Raw genomic sequence first — 19492 nt, forward strand, 5'->3', positions numbered from 1 at the left:
CAAAGTAGTACTGCGGCACAACGCCAAGGGGCAGATCGCTGAATCCGGTCCCTTGGCATTTCCTGACAACAATAAAAAATCAGGGCCCTGTCATGAAAAGAATATTTGGCAAACTCTATGTACAAGTGCTCATCGCAGTCATCCTCGGTGCCATTGTCGGGGTGTTCATTCCCGAGACTGGAGCTGCGCTCAAACCCTTGGGTGACGCGTTCATCAAACTGATCAAAATGCTGCTTGCCCCGGTGATTTTCCTCACGGTGGTGACGGGCATTGCGCGCATGGAGAACATGAAAGAGTTGGGGCGTGTCGGCTTTCGCGCGCTGCTCTATTTCGAAGTGGTGTCCACACTGGCGCTGGTGGTCGGCCTGGTCGTGGTCGATGTGTTCAAACCCGGCGCGGGCATGAACATCGATGTCGCCTCGCTGGATACTTCCAGCCTGGCGACCTACACCACGGCAGTGAAGCATGCGTCGTTCATGGACTTCGTGATGAACATCATCCCCGACACCATCGTGGATGCCTTCGCCAAGGGCAACGTCCTGCAAATCTTGCTGTTCTCCATTCTGCTGGGCGTGGCCCTGGCGCATGTCGGGCCGCGCGCAAAAGTGTTCGTCGACACGCTGGATAGTCTGATGCAAGGGATGTTTCGCATCGTCAACATGGTCATGCGTCTGGCCCCCATCGGCGCGTTCGGGGCGATTGCCTTTACCATCGGCAAGTACGGCTTCGGTTCGCTGTTCTCCCTCGGCAAACTGATGGCGTGCGTGTACCTGACCTGCGCGGTGTTCGTGATCTTCGTGCTCGGGCCGATCTGCCGTTACAGCGGTTTCAGCCTGTGGAAATTTCTGAAGTTCATCAAGGAAGAACTGTTCACCGTACTGGGCACCAGCTCTTCGGAATCGGTGCTGCCGCAGATGATTTCCAAGATGGAAAAGGCCGGCGTTTCCAAACCCGTCGCCGGGATGATCATTCCCTCGGGCTTGACCTTCAACCCGGACGGCCAGGCGATCTACTACACCATCGCCGCGATCTTCATTGCCCAGGCGACCAACACGCCGCTGACCCTCATGGATCAGTTGATCGTGCTGGCGGTGCTGATGTTCACCTCCAAAGGCTCGGCGGGGGTGACCGGTTCGGGGTTCATCATCCTGGCGGCGACACTGTCCTCCCTCGGCACCATTCCGGTGGCGGGCATGGTGCTGTTGTTGGGCGTCGATCGGTTCATGTCGGAAGCACGCGCGATCACCAACACCATCGGCAACGGCGTCGGCACCATGGCTATTGCCAAATGGGTCGGCGCGTTGGACACGGTAAAGATGAACAAGGCGCTGAACGGGGAGGGCTCAGAGGAAAAACCCGAGATGGTTCAGGCGGACGTTATTGCAGTTGCTGCATCGACGCCAGCCGGCGCGATGGCCTCATCGCGATCAGGCTCGCTCCCGCAAGGGGCATATCTCGAGTCCAAGTAACCGGGGCCATGCAGCTCAAGAAATGTGTGCGGGCTTGTGTGGCGAGGGAGCTTGCTCCCGCTCGGCTGCGAAGCAGTCGTAAACCCTTTGCATGCGGTTTAACTTTGGAATGCCGGGGTCGCTGCGCGACCCAACGGGAGCAAGCTCCCTCGCCACACAAGCCTCGCTCCTACAAGGGATTTCGCTTGATCAGAGGGGCGGTTGGGCAACCAGGCCTTCTTCCCCTCGCAGCTGACGGCTCATGTCGTCGCAGCTTTGCGACCAGGCCGTCAGCCACATCGACATCTCGGGTGACTGTTCGGCCAACCCCAGCTCGCGGACGAACTCGACCGGTGCAACCGTGCCTTTGGCCGAGCGGAACAGCCCCCGCATGATGACGACGCCGATTACCCGGCCTTTGCTCACGAAACGGTGTTCCATAAAGCTCCATTTATCGTCCCAGCCGAGTATGCGGGTATGAATCTCGAACGATTCGAACAGCTTCAGCTCACGCCGAAACTTGCCCCAGGTATCGCCAACGATCGGCACGGCTTTGTTGCGCAAGGCTACTCGAAAGGCGCCGCTGCGCAGCACGAAATCCATGCGGCCTACGTCGGCCAGGGTGAAATAGCGGCCATTGGTGACGTGCCGGTTGAGGTCGAGGTCGAGCGGCCAGACGCGCATACGGATGACGGTGGTGGCCAGGCCGTCCACCGGTTTGCGCCACGGGCGACGGAACAGCATGAGGATAAGTCGGAACCAGAGATTCATAAGTACGCCGAGGATTGAATGACCGGTGAACTTTAGGGGGCGGAAATCGGATAAGGTAGGTGCACAAATGACTTTTTTCATGCGAAAAGCGCAATCTGGATGATTCATGCACGTCACCCTGCTACTGGCTGATCAATGTTCCGCCGCCAGCGCCACCCTGGCGCTGGAAGTGCTCAGTGCCGCCAACCTGTTCGCCGATACCGCGAGACCGCCGTTTGAGGTGGTTGCCGCCTCGCTGGATGGCGCCGATGTCGCCGCATGGGGAGGGCAAACGCTGCGCGTGGACCGATCCATCGCCGACATCACCCGAACCGATCTGGTGCTGATCCCGGGGTTTCTCTTTACCCTGAAAGACGCCTTGCCGGCATTTTCCGGTTATGGGCCGTGGCTGCGTCAACAGCACGCGCAAGGTGCCGTCGTGGCTTCCATGTGTACGGCGGCGTTCATGCTCGCCGAAGCGGGAATGCTGGACGGCGTTCGTGCCACCACGCACTGGGCCTTTGCCGATTTTTTTCGTCGCCGGTATTCAGAGGCCTGTCTGGAGTCGGCGCAGATCCTCTGTGAAGACAATCGCATGATCACTAGCGGTGGCGCGACGGCTGCCATGGACTTGTTGCTGCATCTGATCCGCCGCTTCGCATCACTGGAGCTGGCGCAGAAGTGCGGCAAATACTTGCTGGCCGACAACGTACGCAGCGAGCAATCGGTCTATGTCATGTGGTCGATGCCGAAGAACCATGGGGATGGCGAAATCCTGCAGGTTCAAGCGTGGCTGGAAGATCACTTCCATCAGCCGCTGCTGATCAATGACATGGCCGAGCGATTCGGATTCGGCGTCAGGAACTTCAAAAGGCGTTTCAAGGAAGCCACCGGTTACACGCCGCTGACCTACCTGCAAACACTGCGTCTGGAAAAGGCAAAGCAGTTGCTCGAATCCACACGAATGACCCTGGACAGCATCACCTACAAAGTAGGTTACGAGGACAGCAACTCATTTCGCAGGCTTTTCCAGCAGCGCGTGGGCCTGCTACCGGCGGCTTACCGGAAGAAGTTTCAAGCGAGTGTGGGTTGAGTGACACGTCTGGTCCAGATCAGTGTTTCGACGTAGCCGCCAGTCATGATGAAATAGCCGCCCGCTTTTGCTGTCAGCAACGCCTGATTTGGAGCCGAACATGAAAAACGCCGCCGTACTCACCTTGGCCTTGATGCTCAACATGGGGTTGTTCAGTACGCAAGCAGCAGCGGCCGGTGATGCTGAGGCGGGCGAGAAACTGTTCAAGCGAATCTGTGGCGGCTGCCACCAGGTAGGGAGTTCGGCGCGAGGTTTTTTTGGTCCGCAACTCAATGCGATTTTCGGGCGCCCTGCGGGCAGCACGGCGGACTACCAGTACTCAGACGCAATGAAATCATCAGGCGTCGTCTGGACCCGCGAAACTCTCACCGCCTACATCGAAGCGCCAAAAACAGTGGTCCCCGGCACCCGCATGATTTTCTGGGGCCTCAGCGATCCGGAAAAGATCGAAAACCTGTTGGCCTATCTGCAGACGTTTCAGCCGCAATGATCGGTGCCTCATCGATCCGCTTTTTTCAGTGCTGAGTGATATCAATGGGCCACTTCATCCGTTAGAGTATGCGCCGCCCGAGAGATGGATCCCGGGTATTTCTAATGGAGTGACACAGTGAATTACCTCAGCAAAGCGGTTGCCGTAGCCCTGTTTGGCCTGGTTCTGGCGGGTTGCACCGGCACCCCGATGAAGACCCAGCAATACGACAGCAGCCAGTACACCGTTGTCGGCCACAGTGAAGCGACCGCCACTGGCCTGCTGCTGTTCGGCGTCATCCCGATCCAGCAGAACAACCGCTTCATCCGCGCTCAGGACGCGGCCATCAAAGCCAAGGGCGGCGATGCCATGATCAACACCCAAGTGCAGGAAAACTGGTTCTGGGCTTGGGTCCTGACCGGTTACACCACCAAAATCTCCGGTGATGTGGTCAAGCTGAAAACCGTTCAGTAAGTGCAGTGCGCCTTCAGTCATTTCAGCTGCGGCGCACTCCTTGTAGCAGCTGCCGAGCTCGCGAGGCTGCGTTCGGCTGCGAAGCAGTCGTGAATCCGACTGACGCGGTCTGCCTGATGCACCGCAAGTTCTGATCTTACGACTGCTGTGCAGCCGAACGCAGCCTCGCGAGCTCGGCAGCTGCTACAGATCGCATTACGGCTTAGGACATCGACCGGGGTGAGGCACTCCAGATGCCATCACCCGGCTCATTGATCGAGCCTCACGCCCACGCTTTTCCGAGCTCCTCCAGACCGGCGTTTTGCAGGTCTTGCGGGTTCATGACCACACGGAATTTGCAGTTGGCCTGGAAGTTGAGGAAGAAGGGTTCCGCATATCCGGGGATTTCGGAGGGATCCACGATATCGATCAGAAAAATCCCATTTCGCATGCCATCTTGCTCAGTGAAATAAGTCGCCTCAGGCTTAATGGTGTCCAGGATACGGTTCATGATTTCGCCGACCTTCCCGGACCTGACAAACGCGTTGAAAGGCTCATGGGGAAACTCGACCATCAGTAGCATTTTCATCATTCAATACTCTGTTAGAAGTGGCGCACTCCTTACCCGGATCCTTACTCCTGGTTCTGATGCCGCAAGCCGTGCTTGCGGTGTGTGTGGTTAAGAATAGCGAAGGGTGAGAGGCCGTCGGGGCGGGGTTACGGACGGTCGTTGTTGATGATTCAGAGGCGAGGCGAAAGGGCAGGCAGCACTTGGCAAAGCTCTGCAGCCGCCGCGCTCGAAAATGCAGAAACCCAATTGGTTGACCTGGCTAAACTGCTGCCAAAATCATCAGGCAAAAAAAAAGCTGCCTGAAGTGGCAGCAGAAAAAACAGCACGTATTGAATAGCCTCAGTATTACTGTCGGAAGGTTACAGAACGATGACTGTTTTTTGTGCATCGAAAAAGGGACCTAAAAACAGCTCGACCACCCGTCTATCCAGAGGGTGTCATCTTCGTGTCATTGAACTGATGGCAAGATCCTCGCAAACCGTCTTGAGCGCTCAGCGGAACTCCGTCTGCGGGCTGATGAATTTGCCAGGAGTCCCCTATGAAAGACGCCTCCCTGTTTGCGGCCATTGACCTGGGGTCCAATGCGTTTCGCATGATGATTGGCCAGTCGGTCAGGCGTAATCAGGGGTTCGTGATCCAGGAAGTGAAAACCCTGCGTGAGCCTGTCCGTTTGGCGGAGGGGTTTCAGGGCGGAGCGCTGGACGAGTTGGCGCTGGATCGCGGATGGCAAGCCCTCGCGCGGTTTGGCAAAAAACTGCGCGGCTTTGAAGCGGGTCGCGTGCGTGCGGTGGCGACCAGTGCCGTGCGCGAAGCCGACAATGCTCAATTATTCTTGGCCAGCGCGGAGCGGCACCTGGGTTTTCGTATAGACGTCATCTCCGGGCATGAAGAGGCTCGACTGGTATACGCAGGGGTTGCCCATGCGATACCCAATACAGAGAGTATGCGACTGGTCGTGGATATCGGCGGCGGCTCCACTGAATTGATTCTGGGGCAGGGTACGCAGCCCCTGTTGACCGAGAGCATTGCCATTGGCAGCGGCACCCTTGGCGCGCGTTATTTTCAGGGGGGCTGTATCACGGCTCAAGCGCTCCTGGAGGCTGAGCGAGTGGCCACTCTACAGTTTGAAAAAGTTACCCGTCGTTATCGTGCAATGGGCTGGCAGCAGACTATCGGCTCTTCGGGCACCGCACGGATGCTGGCCAAAGTGCTCAAGGCCAATGGCCTGAATGACGACGGTCAAAGCGGTATCACCTACGGCGGTCTGTTGCGCTTGTCATTGCGTCTGCTGGAAGTGGGGCATGTTAAACAACTCAAATTGGCGGGCTTGCCACCCCATCGCCTGAATATCTTGCCTGGTGGTCTGGTGCTCATGCTGGCGGCATTCAAGGTATTCGGCATTTCGCACATGAGTCCTTCTGAGCCGGGCTTAAGGTTAGGCGTTCTTCATGGCCTGATGTCCAGGCACTGAATGATGCTGCTGCAATAAAAAGCTGTCGGATCAAAAAGGGTGAAAACACACCGAGGCTCATACCTCCGGCTCATTCAGCCGGGCACTAAAAACGCATGAAAAAACCCGGCTGATGAGGCCGGGTTCTTTGGTCGAGTGTTGCGGTAAAGCCACTCATTCATGCCGCACGGTTTTCGATCAGACGATCCGAACCACCTTCAGCAACGCGGTTTTCGATCAGACGATCCGAACCACCTTCAGCGACGCGGTTTTCGATCAGACGATCCGAACCACCTTCAGCGACGCGGTTTTCGATCAGACGATCCGAACCACCTTCAGCGACGCGGTTTTCGATCAGACGATCCGAACCACCTTCAGCGACGCGGTTTTCGATCAGACGATCCGAACCACCTTCAGCGACGCGGTTTTCGATCAGACGATCCGAACCACCTTCAGCGACGCGGTTTTCGATCAGACGATCCGAACCACCTTCAGCGACGCGATTCTCGATCAGGCGATCCGAACCACCTTCAGCGACGCGGTTTTCGATCAGACGATCCGAACCACCTTCAGCGACGCGGTTTTCGATCAGGCGATCCGAACCGCCTTCAGCGACGCGGTTTTCGATCAGACGATCCGAGCCACCTTCAGCAACGCGGCTTTCGATCAGACGATCCGAACCACCTTCAGCAACGCGGCTTTCAATCAGGCGATCCGAGCCGCCTTCAGCGACGACCGGGTGAGCAGGGGAAGCGGCGAAAGCGTTTACTGCAAAAACCGAGAAAGCGATGCTGAGAAGGGTTTGGCGTTTCATGATGGTGTGCTCCGGGGTGTTATTGGTTGGGTATGGAGCAGATGTTACGCCGAGGATTTTTTATGAGAACTTCATTGACATGATGGTGACTATCGACGTCAGCAATGGTTGAAACGTGGTGGGCAACCCCAGCCAATCTGGCGGCGCCGGGAGTGATGCTCTATGCCGCTACAGCCAGGCCGACAACGGCGGTCAGCGGTGAAAAGAACCACTTACTTCAGCGTGAATGTTGCTTTGAGCGGCATGACAACCTTACGCAAGTTGTCTTTGAGCGTGATTTCCAGCGTCCAGATGCCTGTGGGATCGTCAGGCTCGCCGATGAAACCGATCACGGGGGCGGCGAGATACATGTTGCTCGGATCCCCGTTAAGGCGCCCTTGAAAACAAACGGCATCTCGCTGATTGATCGATTCTGTACCGTTCGGCCTTGTGGCTTTCAAATCGCACGTGATGTTGGCTTCGTGATTGGCATTCAGCTTCGGGTTTGCAAAAAACGTAAGCGCGAAGATCCTTTCACCTCGGGTGACTATTTTGGCTTCGGTAAATACTGGAGTGGTTTCGGCCGGTGTATTCCACTTTTTCTCCCAATCGGGATCGGAAGTGATGAATAGCGAGCCACCAAACTCCCCGATGGTTCGTCTTGATTCAGAGTCCGGGATTGGATTGCCGTTTGAATCCTTCCAGTAGCCGGCCTGTGCACTGGTCCATGAAAGAGAAATCGCGATGAAAACGGTGAGCAATCGACGGTTCATGAACGACTCACTCTCAATAGACGATGGAAATGGCGTAATGCCTATGTGAAATGCCTTGCTCCGCTTGAGTGTAGCGGCAGAAAACGCGCTTACACGAACAGGTCATAAGACAGTTTGCCGATCAGGATCAGCAGCAACACCAGGAACAGCGCCCGGACAAAGGGCGCGCCTTTATGTACCGCCAGCCAGGTGCCGGTCAGTGCGCCGAGGATGTTGAATGCGGCCATGGGGATGGCGATCAGGTAGAGCACGTTCCCCGTCGGAATGAAGAACATCAGCGCTGCTACGTTGGTCGCGATGTTCACCAGTTTGGCCGACGCCGAGGCATGCAGGAAGTCGAAGGCGAAGCAGCGGATGAACAGGAAGATCAGGAAGCTGCCAGTGCCGGGCCCGAACAGTCCGTCGTAGAAACCGATGGCGCCGCCGATGACGATCGCCAGCAGTTTTTCCTTGGTGCCGATGTGCATGGGCTTGTGCAGGGCGCCGAAGTCCTTTTTCCAGAAGGTGTAGATCGCCATCAGCACGATCAACACCAACACCGCCGGCCGGATCACCGACTGGGGGACGAACGACACCGTGGCCGCTCCGAAGAAGGACATGACAAACGCCGCACTGGCGGCGGGGATCACCAGACTCCAGTTGATCACCACCTTGCGCACGAAGGATCGGGCGGCGAATGCAGTGCCGCAGGCTGCCGCAACCTTGTTGGTCCCCAGCAGCGCCGCCGGTTGTGCCGTGGGCAGCACGTTGAACAGCGCGGGAATCTGGATCAGTCCGCCGCCGCCCACCGCCGCATCGATCAGGCCGGCAGAGAAGGCGAATACGCAAAGGATGACAATATCGATCATGGAATCAGGCTCTGACGGTGAAGGGGGCAGCGGCTTCGACGTGTTTCATGGCATCGGCCCAAGTCATGGTCGATTGGTCACACCTTGGCGCATCCCGTAAAGCCTCAATTGAGTAGTCGAGAAATTGAATCAATCGTCCTGCTCCTTAATCAAAGTGAACCAGACCACGCCAACACCACGGATCGTTGCCATATTTCGGGCAAAGCGCCCATCGGCGCTGCTGTGCATTGCGCGAAGCTCATGCCCAAAATGCCGCGATAGCAGCTCGACGCTTCGCTGAGTGACGAAAATTTTATTGTCAGCAAGTACCAACGCCTTGATTGCAACTCCCGCCTCACGCATGTCGCGAGTCAGGGCATTGAAGGCCATCAGCTTTGCAGGAAACTCTTCAGTGAGAATGCTCAACGGTTCGGCCACTTGTGCGTGCCTACCGAGTACCGAGTACCGAGTGACCATGCCACACCTCCTTGACCACGATGACCGCACTCATACGGACCGCTGATTACCCGACTATCTGGCCGCACTGGGGCCATGGGGAGTGCTCCCCCATGGCGATCTGAATGTCCCGAAAGCGCCGGGCTCATGTCAGGGTTGATTAGTGTTAAATCTCGGTTTGGTCCCTCGTCCGAGCAGGTTTCGGAGTAACTGCCTTCACCACATCATCAATCACCGCCTTACCCATTGACGTTAAGTAATGCGTGGCCCAGGCATGTCGGTCCGTGTCTCTTTCGAAAGCTGCGTCTTCTGCAAGTACCTTGGCTAGGCACAGCAGATCGGAAGCCATTGCCAATGCTTTGTTAACGGGTACGCCAGCGCTTACATGGAACAGGGGGGCTGAGCAGTAAATGCAGGGGGTGACGCCTATGGTTTTTGCTTCTGCTTGTTCGGTCATTTTCTGTTACTTACATCCTTGTGAATTGAGCGAGAAGGTTAACGGAAGCGTTTTTTTTGTGTTGCAATACCACGTTGTGAAAAGTGCAACGAGGTGACGCATGGCATTGGATATGTTGGGGGAACTTGAAGCCTTCGCGACGGTGGCTCGCAAGCGCAGCTTCGTCGCGGCAGCACGAACTCTGGGGCGCTCTCCCAGCGCGCTGACCCGAGCAGTTCAGGCCTTGGAGGAAAGTGTCGGAGTCAAGTTGTTCAATCGCTCCTCCAATGCCGTGAGCTTGACCGAGGCGGGTGAGCGCTTGTTGCCCCACGCCTACAAAATGCTGGATCTGCAACGTGAGGCGGATGAAGACCTGGCCGGCATCAGCGGCCAGGCCTACGGTTGGGTCCGCTTTTCCGCCCCCGAGTTTCTCGGGCACGGGGTATTGCCCCGGCTGATCGCGCAGTACGGTGAGCGTTATCCAGACGTGAACGTCGATGGGATTTTCACCGATGAAACCATCGACCCGGCCAAGAGCAAGCTGGACTTCTCGATTCGCGGCGGGTATCCGCAATCCAGTGACCTGATCGGCTTTCCACTCTGGAGTTATTCACGGTATCTGTACGCCAGCCCCGAGTATCTGGAGCGGCACGGGATGCCCGACTCTATCGAGGCGCTGGAGGTGCACTCGCTGATCCTGCACACGGCACCACGGATTCTCAAGGAGTGGAATTTTCGTAGTGAGACGCAGGCCATCAGCGTTCGGGCTCATCCCAAGTTTCGCTTCAACTCTGGTTCGGCGGTGTTCCAGGCGGCCCTGGCGGGCCTCGGCATCGCCCGCCTGGCGGACTGGCTGGCAGAGCCCGAAGTGCAAGCGGGGCGCCTGCTGCGGGTCTGTCCCGAGTACAAACTCACCTCCAGCAGTGGTGAGAGCCCGCAGATGCACGCGGTGTACCCGGCCGGCAATCTGCCGCTGCGGGTGAAGTCGTTGCTGGAGATGATCCGTGGCTTTGGTGAAAACCTTGATCGAAAGCATGCAGTAACGCTCCAGGGGGCCTGAAGCATCACGAATCGCGGACATAAAAAAGCGGGCGCCACTCGGCTGCCCGCTTTCATTTCACTTCACCGCTTGCGCCCGCAAGCGCCAAACGACCGGTTTCAGCGCTTGATCCGGGAAATCTTGGTTCCTTCAATGCTGACCCCAGCCATTAATCCCTGCTGGTCGAAAATGAACGCGTAAGCATCGTCCTTCAGCGTGGAGCTGGACAGATTCTTCGCCACCCCTTCATCAACCACAACAACAGTGGGGCCTACGCCAATTTCCCAACCCTTGGTTTCACGTAAATATTTCACGGCTTTATCGGTCATCAGGAACACCGCATAGCCATATGACTGGGCGCCTGCCTGCAACCCCCAGGACCCGGTTACGGAGTTGTAATAGTCCTCGACTTTCTTACCCATCAACAATTCGCCTTCGCCATAGCTGCCGCCAAACACCAGGCCCGCTTTGATGATTTTCGGGAAGACAAGAATCGCTTTAGCGTCGTGTGAGATTTTTTCGGCAACTGGTCTGGCCTTGTAGAGCGTTTGCAACGCTTGCCGAGAGTCGACATTCAGATCCTCGGCGGTTGCAGCACCAGCAGTGTTCAGGAAACTTGCCGATGCCAGTGAGGCTGTCGCAAGGACGATCGATAGGAAGAACCGCATTGACTGAGTCATGTTAGTACTCCGATACGGGAGCATTGGATGTGAGCAGCAGTCAGCACCTGCCCTCGGCAGAATCCGAGCCTGCTGAAATTATCCGGCGCACCCTAAAGTGTGTGAGCTACTGGCGTCGCCCTTGAATGAAGCAGGCCAGCGGCCTGTGATCAGTGGCAATGCCATCACTTGTTTCGACATCTGTGTGTTGGCGGGGTTCGAAAAAACAAAACGGGCGCCTGACAAGGCGCTGGCATCATTCAAGTACTGACAAACCGAGTACACACCTTGCCAGCAAGGTGAAATGATTTGAACCCAATGCGCTCCTTGTAGAGAATCGCCGTCTTTGCCTCGAAAGGATGCGTGGGATGAAGTTCGAAGGGACTTTCCAATACATGGGCACTCACGGGATCGTCTTCAACGTCTCGCAGATCACCCTCAACGACAGCGAACGTGGGCGCCTGCGCGAGTTGCATTTTTCACTGCCGCCACCAAGGCCGTGGCCCCCTCTTACGTGGCAATACCTGTAGGCGCCGGTGTGCGCACGTATGCCAATGAAATCCTACCCACCTACCATGTGGGCGACGTACTGGTCAGCATTGAGGCGCAGGTCAACGGCGGTATCGGCCCGCAACGCACCCTTTCGACATTGATCATCAAGACCTGACTGGAGACGTACATGTCCGTAATTACTCAATTGGTCATTGCCTTGGTGTTGTCCTTTCTGCTTGATCAATTCCTCAAACCGTATCTGTTACGCAAGTGGCTAGGAGTGGTGTTGGTGGCGGCGGGTGCGGTTGGCTGCGTTGTGGCAGGTCAGATCCGCTTGTTGGGGTTTGATCTGGGGTTGCTGTCGGTTTTTGCCGTGGCGATAGGGATGGGATTGTTCATGAAGCGGCGGCGGTTCGAGCAGATTGGTTAAAGGTCAGGTGTCTGGTGGCGGCTGATGCATCACGATTTGCGGGCACCAAAAAACGGGCGCCAGTCAGGCGTCCGTTTTCATTTACTCCGCTGCTTGCGCCCGCAAGCGTCTACCAATCACATCCATCAAATCACAGCCGTCGCGCAGGGGAATGGCCAGCAGTTTGGCAAAATCCGACAGCACCACCGTGTCGCAACCGATCTCGGCGCGGAAGGCGATGTTTTCCAGCACCTGTGTGACCGTGCGGATGCGGTAGTCGGCCATGGCTTGCAGGACGTCGAGTGGGGCTTGGGTGTCGATGAGCAGGGAGGCCGGGATCAGGTCGATTCCGGTGAGGGGCATGTATCTATCCACAGGTGAAACTCCGAATCAGATTTAAAGGGACTGATCCGATCTGCAGGTCGCCAAACCTGGTCGCTTTGTAGGTGACGGGGTGAAGATAGTTTTTTCCGCACCAGTGGGATAGTAGTGATTTCCGAGGTTGGTGTAGGACCTGTATGTAAAGCAGGTGTGATTACTTTTGTCGGAAGCGTTGAATCCAAGAGGAGCACCGTCTATTTCATGACTCACAGACTACAAGGTAAAGCGAAAGTTAGTTACCTTGCCTAAGCTAGCAAGGAACAAAAGGGTGAAGGTGTGGCCTCGTCTGGCGTACGCCACGCAAAGGAAGCGATGAATATTTTCTTTATGCTCCAGCCGCTGTTCGACATGCTGAAGTGGCTGATGCCATTGTTGGTCATGCTCATCATCATCAAGACGCCTTGGTTCAAGGGTTGGTTTGGTGAGCTGCTGGTGCGGACATTCGCCCACTATGGGTTGGATGGCCAGGTCTACCGACGGTTGCACAACGTCACACTGGATACACCCGACGGCACTACCCAGATCGATCATGTGTTCCTGTCGCCCTTTGGCATTTTCGTGCTGGAGACCAAAAACATGCGTGGCTGGATCTTCGGAGGTGAGCGCCAGGCCCAGTGGACACAGCAGATCTTTCGGCATCGCTCCAGGTTCCAGAACCCGCTGCGACAGAATTACAAACACTTGAAGGCGCTAGAAGCGCTGCTCAACGTTCCGCCCGAGCACATCCATTCTGTAATCGCCTTCGTCGGTGGCAGCAGCTTCAAAACCGTCATGCCGGACAATGTCACCCAAGGCATCAGCTGCATCCGCTACATCAAGTCCTTTCAGCAGCCTGTGTTTAACGACGCGCAGGTGAGTGCAATGGTGACGGCGCTTGAGAGCGGGAGGAGGGACAGTTCTCTCGCTACCCACCACGAGCATGTACAACACCTGAAACAGCGAAACGACCCTTTAGCAAAACGCCGTTGTCCGCGTTGTGGAAGCGATTTTGTCATTCGTATTCGTAAGACAGGCGATAGAGCAGGAGAGCGGTTCTGGGGCTGCAGTGCCTACCCCAAATGTCGAGCGAAACAGGATTTGGATTAGTCCGCCAGGCACTTCGCCCTGTGGAGCCGCTACTGTTCAGGAAACGCTGGCAGCCTCGGGCTTCATTGAAGTTAGTAGGGCTTTTTCTTTAGAGGGCGCGCGCAATTCTCTACTGATTACAGTCAATGAACTTGCTACAACATCGTGGATTTCGTCTTTAAATGTGATGGTCCAGTGCTGAGAATCTGGCCAGGGTTTTGTTAGAGGGGAGTTTTCCATAAGATGAAACTTATAGGATTCAAGCCCGGCTGAAAAATACTGATGCTTCCAGGTTGATTCATCGGTGAGCGGTTGCACACGGTACTCGATGAGGCCGGTAAGGCAGATCACGGAAAATACATCATCTTCGTGTGCTTCAAAGCAGATGTATAGGTCTGAACCTGAGTAATAGACCGCCGGATGCGCCCACGTTGGAAACACTGGGACATCGGACAAGACAAGGGCTTTGACTTCGTACATGGTGGTACCTGACGCGTAAATTAACGGGTGGCAATACGGACACTGTTGAACGGCCAAGTTAATGACAAACCCTAAAATCGTGACGGTGGCTCATGTCCGGCCTTGATATGGGAAAAGACCTGATCTGGATCTGCCTGGCACCAATATCTGAACAGTAGCCGAGGTTCCGTAGCTCTGAAATATTGATCTACGATGCTCTCATAAGGCACGGATAATTTAGGTTCTGGCCATTGCTGCGCTAAAACACCTATTGGTTTGCCAGACGAACAAATAATCCAGGTAGCCTTGCCTCCAGTGATATCAGGGAGGTAGCCCATATCCTGTATCACTTCGAATAAGGCGCGTAGCGTTGCTGCTGGATTGAGTTTGATCGACGTCACGTGACTTTCCAGGTCATCCCCCGCATGCACGCTATCTCGATCAATGGCAACTACCAACATGAATGGTCCTCTTTAGCGCTGTGTTGTCACTAGATTGACCAGCCTAAGGACATCAGCGGTTACCTGTCTACTGTCCGCTTTCGGTTGTATCCATTGTCGAAAGCAGCCATTACTCATGCACCTCAAATCCGCCAAAATAGAAGCGCGTTGTTCCCAGTTCCGTAGCGTAGAATTTCCAAGATGCCAGCCCCCACCCGAGACGGACTCTCAATGCAAACCCCAGCCAAACCTCAACACCCCCTCTGGCAAACCTACCTCCTATTCCTCGCCCCCATGGTCCTCTCCAACTTCCTCCAATCCATGTCCGGCACCGTCAACAGCATCTACATCGGCCAATTGCTCGGCACCCAGGCGTTAGCGGCGGTATCGGGCATGTTCCCCGTGGTGTTCTTCTTCATCGCCCTGGTCATTGGCCTCGGCGCGGGCGCTGGGGTGTTGATCGGTCAGGCCTGGGGCGCCCGTGAGCCACATCTGGTGAAGGCCATCGCCGGTTCGACGTTGCTGTTGGGGGCGATGATCGGGGTGGTGGCGGCGGTGTTGGGCAGTGTGTTTGCCCGGCCGGCGTTACAGGGTTTGGGCATGCCGGGGGATGTGCTGGACGATGCGGTGGCGTATGCGCATGTGATGATGTGGATTTTGCCGTCGCTGTTGGTGTTTGTATTGTTCACGCAGTTGCTGCGCGGGGTGAGCGATACGCTGTCGCCGTTGTTGGCGCTGGTGGTGTCGACGTGTGTCGGGCTGGCGCTGACGCCGGCGTTGATTCTCGGTTGGTTGGGGCTGCCGCCGATGGGGATTCAGAGTGCGGCGTGGGCGGGGTTGGTGGGTAACTTGTCGGCGATGGGGTGGCTGGCGTGGCGGTTGATTCGCAAGGGGCATCCGTTGGCGCCGGATCGGGAGATGTTTGCGGCGATGCGGCTCGACAGGGTCATCCTCGGCAAGGTGTTGCGCATCGGGTTGCCGACTGGGTTGCAGATGGTGGTGCTGTCGTTGTCGGAGTTGGTGATTCTGGCGCTGGTGAACCAGCACGGTTCCCAGGCGACGGCGGCGTACGGGGCGGTGACGCAGATCGTCAATTACGTGCAGTTCCCGGCGCTGTCGATTGCGATCACGGCATCGATCCTTGGCGCGCAGGCGATCGGGGCAGGGCGCCTTGAGCGCATGGGGGAGATTTTGCGCACCGGGTTGTTGATCAACGTGTGCCTGACCGGTGGCCTGGTGCTGTTGGGGTATCTGCTGTCGCACTGGTTGCTGGGGTTGTTTCTTACGGATGATTCCACCCGGGCGATGGCCGAACACCTGTTGCACATCATGCTCTGGAGCCTGCTGGTGTTTGGCTTTCAGGCAATTGTCGGCGGCATCATGCGCGCCAGCGGCACGGTATTGGTGCCGGTAGCGGTGTCGATCGTTTGCGTGGTCGGGGTGCAGTTGCCGGTGGCGTATCTGCTGGATACGCGCTTCGGGCTGCCAGGGGTGTGGATGGCGTTTCCGGTGGCGTATCTGGGCATGCTGATGCTGCAGACCCTGTATTACAAAATGGTCTGGCAGCATCAGAAGATCGAGCGGTTGGTGTAAGCCCTCGATTGAAGGTTAAACGCTGCTCTTGAGCCAGGTTTCGAAGCGCGTCGGCCCGACGATGGGGTGCTCGCCCGGCGTCAGCGAGTGGTCATCGATCGGCGCGCCGAAGTAGGGGACCGTGTCGTCCGGATGGGCCTGGCGCGGGTCGTTGGTGTGTTGCAAAAACAAGCGCACGAACTCCACCAGCGGCCAGCGCTCAGGCCCGGCCACTTCCAGGGTGTTATTGCTCGGCGCCTGCACCGCGACTTTCGCCAGCGCTGTCGCGACATCGAACGCGGCAATCGGCTGCAACGCGGCGGAGGTCAAGCGCACGGTGTCGCCTTCCTGTACGCCCGAGTGGGAAATGGCCCCGATGAATTCGAAGAACTGCGTGGCCCGCAGGATTGTGTAAGGGATGCCTGATGCCTTGATGAGTTTTTCCTGGGCCATTTTTGCCCGGAAATAGCCGCTGTCGAGCATGCGCTCGGTGCCTACCACCGACAGCGCGACATGGTGTTTGACCCCGGCGGCCTTCTCGGCGGCGAGCAGGTTGCGCCCGGAGGTTTCGAAGAACTCGAGCACGGCAGCGTCCTCGAAGGAGGGCGAGTTGGCCACGTCGACCACTACATCGGCGCCTTGCAAGGCGTTTTGCAAGCCCTCGCCGGTGAGGGCGTTGACGCCGGTGCTCGGTGACGCGGCCAAGGTTTCATGCCCCAGGTCTTGCAGGTTTTTGCAGAGCTGCCTGCCGATCAGCCCGGTACCGCCAATCACGACGATTTTCATGACGAGTCTCCCGATGCGTGTGCAGTGGGGTGCGAGGTGTCAGCCCCGCTTGGACGTCGTGTTTCTGGTCGGAGTGGGGGGCTGGCTTGGAATCCTGCAACCATTAAAGACCCGGAATCGGCTTAATGGCGCAAGGGGCGGGAAGTTGTCCGATAGGTGGTCAGTTCAGCCGTGATGCGATCCGTAGCAGCTGCCGGCCCATCCGGTGCAAAACCCATTATTGCTTCTGCTGATTCTCCGCCACAGCAGCCTTGGACTTGGAGAACCGGTAGAACAGGTTGGGCTCGCTCACAATGTAGAGCTCACCGGAAGTGTCCATGGTCATGCCTTCGGCTTGCGGTATGGTTTTTTTCAGGTCATTCAGGCCGAGCAGGGAGCGGAAGCTGACGAAGTTGCCGTCCTGGTCCAGTTCGGTCACGTTGCTGGATTGCTCGCTCAATAACAGCAAGTGACCGGTCCGCGGGTCGTAGTAACCCTCGGAAAGATCCAGGCCGAAGACGCTACGGTCGATCCAGTGGGTCAAGTCCTGGATATGCACCTGCAACGGACTGCCGATGGACGCCAGCATGCCCGTGACCGTAAACAGCTGCCGCGGATCGCGTTCCTTGATCGCGAAGATACGATCATTGGCCGCGTCATAGGTCACGCCTTCAAACCCCTTGTTGTGTTCGCTCAAGTTGATCTCGATGGCAACGAACGGGGCGTTCTCGACATTGATCGGGCCTGGGCTGTCCGGCAAGGTGACGACATACAGTCGCTGCAACTGTTCATCGGCGATCACTACGCGTCCGTTACCTATGTAAGCAAGGCCTTCGGTGTCCTGGAAGCCGATCAGCGGGTAACGTTCAAGCAGATCGCCGTTGCGGTTCATGGCCACAATCTGCATGGGCCCACCATTGGTGATGCCCAGCAGTCGATCATGGTCCGGGTCATAGGCGATGCCGGACAGATTGGTGATGTCCGCGACAGGCTTGGCCTGGATCACGGCTTTATAGTCTGGCAGCCAGATATTTTTATCGGGCGCCTGATTACCATGCCAAAGAGTTTTCCAGTACGCATACAGCTGCTGGTGGACCATGAAGCGTGCGGAAACCACATAGGCGCCAAGCAATACAACAATGAGAAGTATCCCCAGCTTCCCTCTCTTGCTCATGACTTGTCCTTGTCCCAGCTGAAGCGATAGACCTTTTTGGGTTGTCCGGGCTGGCATTTGCCGTTATCGGCATCGGCGCCCACGATCGACCATTGCGCACGAGACGTTTCGCCGAGCTCATGAGCGGCCTCGGGATTGAAACACTGGCTCAGCACTTCGTCGGGCACCAGGGCGTAAGCGTCACGGTGTTCGCGTAGCCATTGCGCCGCTTGTTCGACCGAGGAACTGCTCATCCCGAAATGTACGATCGGCTGCCGGGCGAATAACCAGTGGCCCTCGCGCCAGTTGACCAGTACCAGGTCGGCGCCGTGGGTCATGGTCGCCGCCTGCGCCATGATCGCTTCGTGGGGGTTCGGACCTTCCTTGATCGGCTCGATAAACCCGCGGGCGAACCACAGAACGAACCAGCTCACCACCAGCGCCTGGAATACCCGCATAGCGCGTGGACGTTTACCGAACCAGCGCTTGAGCAGCCAGGGAATCAGTGGCGCCGCCACCAGCACCAGACCGGGCAACGCCGGATAGATGTACAACTTGCGCTTGCCGGTGCTCAGGCAGAAAAACAGCACCACCAGCACGACCCAGCTCAACAGCACCAGCACTCGACCGTCGTGCTTGCGCAGTTGCTTGCGCCAGGCCGGCACCAGCCACGGCAGGGCCAGCACCAACGGCAGCCAGTATTGCGGGATCACGTTGACGAAGAAGTACCAGAACGGTTCGCGATGGTCCCACGCGGCGGCATAGCGTGCCGCTGTCTGGCGCAGCAGGATTTCTCGCGCATAGGCGACTTCTTCCGCGGTGCCATTGAGCACAATGGACAGTGCCAGAGGCAGCAGCCAGATTGCGATAGCCCCGAGCGCCACCAAAAAGCCCAGGAACCATTTGCGCTTCTGGCCAGGCATGGCCACCACGCCGGACCAGTTTTTGCGCACCGCGTAGGCATACGGAATCAGCATCAAGGCCGGGACGAAGCCGACCCCTTTGGTGATTATGCCAATGCCCATGGCGGCGCAGCCCACGTAAAACCAGCGCCAGGCTGGCCCGAGCAACAGGTGCCGCGCCAGTCCGTACAGGCCCAGGGAGGTGAACAGAATCAACAGGCTGTCGATCTGGCCGGTACGCAGGATGCTGTAAGTCTGGTACGTGGCCAGGTACAACAGCGCCGCTATTCGACCGATGCGCTGATTCCACAACCGGCGGCCCAGGTCGTAGACCACGGCCGTGACCGTCGCCGCCGACAACATCCCCGGAATATACAGGGCGAGGGCGGGCAGGCCGGTGAGCCATGCGAAGAACGCCACCATCCACATGAAGACCGGCGGTTTATCGCCGTAGATCTCCGCAGCGCGGTGAGGGATGAACCATGACCCGTTGTGCAGCATCTCCAGCGCTACGCCGAGGAAACGTTCCTCGTCGACGTTTTGCGGTTGACGCAGCCCCAGGCCAGCGCCGATCAACAGCAAGGCAAGCAGCACCAGGCCCAGGCATTCGATGCTGGGCGACAGGGTTTTACGCATG

General features: G+C 57.3%; 24 protein-coding genes and 1 pseudogene. 11 read left to right on the top strand and 14 right to left on the bottom strand.

Going from position 1 to position 19492, the window contains the following annotated elements; genetic code table 11:
• Positions 1–92: 92 nt before the first annotated feature.
• On the top strand, positions 93–1469 hold the full coding sequence (locus LOY36_RS09475) for a dicarboxylate/amino acid:cation symporter (RefSeq protein ID WP_258673033.1): 1377 nt from the start codon (positions 93–95) through the stop codon (positions 1467–1469).
• Positions 1470–1658: 189 nt separating this feature from the next.
• Here LOY36_RS09475 and LOY36_RS09480 read toward each other — a convergent pair whose 3' ends face one another.
• Positions 1659–2219, bottom strand: coding sequence for a thioesterase family protein (locus tag LOY36_RS09480; RefSeq protein WP_026345845.1), 561 nt, complete (start codon positions 2217–2219; stop codon positions 1659–1661).
• A gap of 106 nt (positions 2220–2325) precedes the next feature.
• Here LOY36_RS09480 and LOY36_RS09485 point away from each other — a divergent pair, with 106 nt between their 5' ends.
• The 3 genes from LOY36_RS09485 (at position 2326) to LOY36_RS09495 (ending at position 4234) form a co-directional block, all read left to right on the top strand.
• Complete coding sequence (locus LOY36_RS09485) at positions 2326–3291, top strand: GlxA family transcriptional regulator (RefSeq protein ID WP_019649485.1); 966 nt, start codon at positions 2326–2328, stop codon at positions 3289–3291.
• Positions 3292–3391: 100 nt separating this feature from the next.
• The gene (locus tag LOY36_RS09490; protein WP_258673034.1) at positions 3392–3781 is read left to right on the top strand and encodes a cytochrome c family protein; all 390 of its coding nucleotides are present in this window, start codon (positions 3392–3394) and stop codon (positions 3779–3781) included.
• Between the two features lie 117 nt (positions 3782–3898).
• The gene (locus LOY36_RS09495; RefSeq protein ID WP_018928235.1) at positions 3899–4234 is read left to right on the top strand and encodes a hypothetical protein; all 336 of its coding nucleotides are present in this window, start codon (positions 3899–3901) and stop codon (positions 4232–4234) included.
• A gap of 262 nt (positions 4235–4496) precedes the next feature.
• On the opposite strand, the gene LOY36_RS09500 is transcribed toward LOY36_RS09495, so the two are convergent.
• Positions 4497–4802: a hypothetical protein gene (locus LOY36_RS09500; RefSeq protein WP_018928234.1), complete on the bottom strand. Its 306-nt coding sequence runs from the start codon at positions 4800–4802 to the stop codon at positions 4497–4499.
• A gap of 520 nt (positions 4803–5322) precedes the next feature.
• On the opposite strand from LOY36_RS09500, the gene LOY36_RS09505 reads away from it, so the two are divergent.
• A complete protein-coding gene (locus LOY36_RS09505) occupies positions 5323–6255 on the top strand; it encodes a Ppx/GppA family phosphatase (protein WP_258673036.1) in 933 nt (310 codons plus the stop codon).
• 355 nt (positions 6256–6610) lie between these two features.
• On the opposite strand, the pseudogene LOY36_RS09510 reads toward LOY36_RS09505, so the two are convergent.
• From LOY36_RS09510 to LOY36_RS09530, 5 genes and pseudogenes are all read right to left on the bottom strand, one after another.
• Positions 6611–7048 (bottom strand): annotated as a pseudogene (locus LOY36_RS09510) (phage infection protein); the annotation flags it as partial.
• Between the two features lie 212 nt (positions 7049–7260).
• Positions 7261–7800 carry a hypothetical protein gene (locus tag LOY36_RS09515; protein WP_258673038.1) on the bottom strand — a complete coding sequence of 180 codons (540 nt, stop codon included), beginning with the start codon at positions 7798–7800 and terminating at the stop codon, positions 7261–7263.
• A gap of 89 nt (positions 7801–7889) precedes the next feature.
• Positions 7890–8648: a TSUP family transporter gene (locus LOY36_RS09520; protein WP_018928231.1), complete on the bottom strand. Its 759-nt coding sequence runs from the start codon at positions 8646–8648 to the stop codon at positions 7890–7892.
• A 129-nt stretch (positions 8649–8777) separates the two neighbouring features.
• A complete protein-coding gene (locus LOY36_RS09525) occupies positions 8778–9065 on the bottom strand; it encodes a hypothetical protein (RefSeq protein WP_258673039.1) in 288 nt (95 codons plus the stop codon).
• A gap of 184 nt (positions 9066–9249) precedes the next feature.
• On the bottom strand, positions 9250–9540 hold the full coding sequence (locus LOY36_RS09530; RefSeq protein ID WP_258673040.1) for a DUF3077 domain-containing protein: 291 nt from the start codon (positions 9538–9540) through the stop codon (positions 9250–9252).
• 100 nt (positions 9541–9640) lie between these two features.
• Here LOY36_RS09530 and LOY36_RS09535 point away from each other — a divergent pair, with 100 nt between their 5' ends.
• On the top strand, positions 9641–10579 hold the full coding sequence (locus LOY36_RS09535) for a LysR family transcriptional regulator (RefSeq protein ID WP_258673041.1): 939 nt from the start codon (positions 9641–9643) through the stop codon (positions 10577–10579).
• 98 nt (positions 10580–10677) lie between these two features.
• Here the strand turns inward: LOY36_RS09535 and LOY36_RS09540 are convergent, their stop codons facing one another.
• Positions 10678–11238: a lipid-binding SYLF domain-containing protein gene (locus LOY36_RS09540; protein WP_258673042.1), complete on the bottom strand. Its 561-nt coding sequence runs from the start codon at positions 11236–11238 to the stop codon at positions 10678–10680.
• Positions 11239–11585: 347 nt separating this feature from the next.
• On the opposite strand from LOY36_RS09540, the gene LOY36_RS09545 reads away from it, so the two are divergent.
• From LOY36_RS09545 to LOY36_RS09555, 3 genes are read left to right on the top strand one after another with little or no spacing between them, the layout of a single operon-like run.
• Positions 11586–11747 (top strand): hypothetical protein, encoded by a 162-nt coding sequence (locus LOY36_RS09545; RefSeq protein ID WP_258673043.1) that lies wholly within the window; start codon positions 11586–11588, stop codon positions 11745–11747.
• A complete protein-coding gene (locus LOY36_RS09550; RefSeq protein ID WP_258613426.1) occupies positions 11732–11884 on the top strand; it encodes a hypothetical protein in 153 nt (50 codons plus the stop codon). Before LOY36_RS09545 ends, LOY36_RS09550 begins: the two co-directional genes overlap by 16 nt.
• 12 nt (positions 11885–11896) lie before the next feature.
• Complete coding sequence (locus tag LOY36_RS09555; protein WP_064616894.1) at positions 11897–12139, top strand: hypothetical protein; 243 nt, start codon at positions 11897–11899, stop codon at positions 12137–12139.
• An 81-nt stretch (positions 12140–12220) separates the two neighbouring features.
• Here LOY36_RS09555 and LOY36_RS09560 read toward each other — a convergent pair whose 3' ends face one another.
• A complete protein-coding gene (locus LOY36_RS09560; protein WP_007935387.1) occupies positions 12221–12493 on the bottom strand; it encodes a hypothetical protein in 273 nt (90 codons plus the stop codon).
• Positions 12494–12811: 318 nt separating this feature from the next.
• Between LOY36_RS09560 and LOY36_RS09565 the strand changes: the two genes are divergently transcribed.
• Positions 12812–13585, top strand: coding sequence for a nuclease-related domain-containing protein (locus LOY36_RS09565; RefSeq protein ID WP_064616896.1), 774 nt, complete (start codon positions 12812–12814; stop codon positions 13583–13585).
• A 36-nt stretch (positions 13586–13621) separates the two neighbouring features.
• Here LOY36_RS09565 and LOY36_RS09570 read toward each other — a convergent pair whose 3' ends face one another.
• Both LOY36_RS09570 and LOY36_RS09575 read right to left on the bottom strand, forming a co-directional pair.
• Entirely contained in the window at positions 13622–14044 is a 423-nt protein-coding gene (locus LOY36_RS09570; RefSeq protein ID WP_258673044.1) for a hypothetical protein, read from the bottom strand.
• A gap of 71 nt (positions 14045–14115) precedes the next feature.
• Positions 14116–14484 (bottom strand): hypothetical protein, encoded by a 369-nt coding sequence (locus LOY36_RS09575; protein WP_082920835.1) that lies wholly within the window; start codon positions 14482–14484, stop codon positions 14116–14118.
• A gap of 210 nt (positions 14485–14694) precedes the next feature.
• Between LOY36_RS09575 and LOY36_RS09580 the strand changes: the two genes are divergently transcribed.
• Positions 14695–16056, top strand: coding sequence for an MATE family efflux transporter (locus LOY36_RS09580; RefSeq protein WP_258673045.1), 1362 nt, complete (start codon positions 14695–14697; stop codon positions 16054–16056).
• Between the two features lie 15 nt (positions 16057–16071).
• Here the strand turns inward: LOY36_RS09580 and LOY36_RS09585 are convergent, their stop codons facing one another.
• The 3 genes from LOY36_RS09585 to LOY36_RS09595 form a co-directional block, all read right to left on the bottom strand.
• Positions 16072–16821 (bottom strand): SDR family oxidoreductase, encoded by a 750-nt coding sequence (locus LOY36_RS09585; RefSeq protein WP_258673046.1) that lies wholly within the window; start codon positions 16819–16821, stop codon positions 16072–16074.
• A 217-nt stretch (positions 16822–17038) separates the two neighbouring features.
• The gene (locus tag LOY36_RS09590; RefSeq protein WP_258673047.1) at positions 17039–17974 is read right to left on the bottom strand and encodes an SdiA-regulated domain-containing protein; all 936 of its coding nucleotides are present in this window, start codon (positions 17972–17974) and stop codon (positions 17039–17041) included.
• Positions 17971–19491, bottom strand: a complete 1521-nt coding sequence (locus tag LOY36_RS09595; RefSeq protein WP_019649466.1) for a glycosyltransferase family 39 protein — start codon at positions 19489–19491, stop codon at positions 17971–17973. Before LOY36_RS09595 ends, LOY36_RS09590 begins: the two co-directional genes overlap by 4 nt.
• Position 19492: the final 1 nt, after the last annotated feature.

Source organism: Pseudomonas sp. B21-019, assembly GCF_024749225.1.
In the GTDB taxonomy this organism is placed as follows: domain Bacteria; phylum Pseudomonadota; class Gammaproteobacteria; order Pseudomonadales; family Pseudomonadaceae; genus Aquipseudomonas.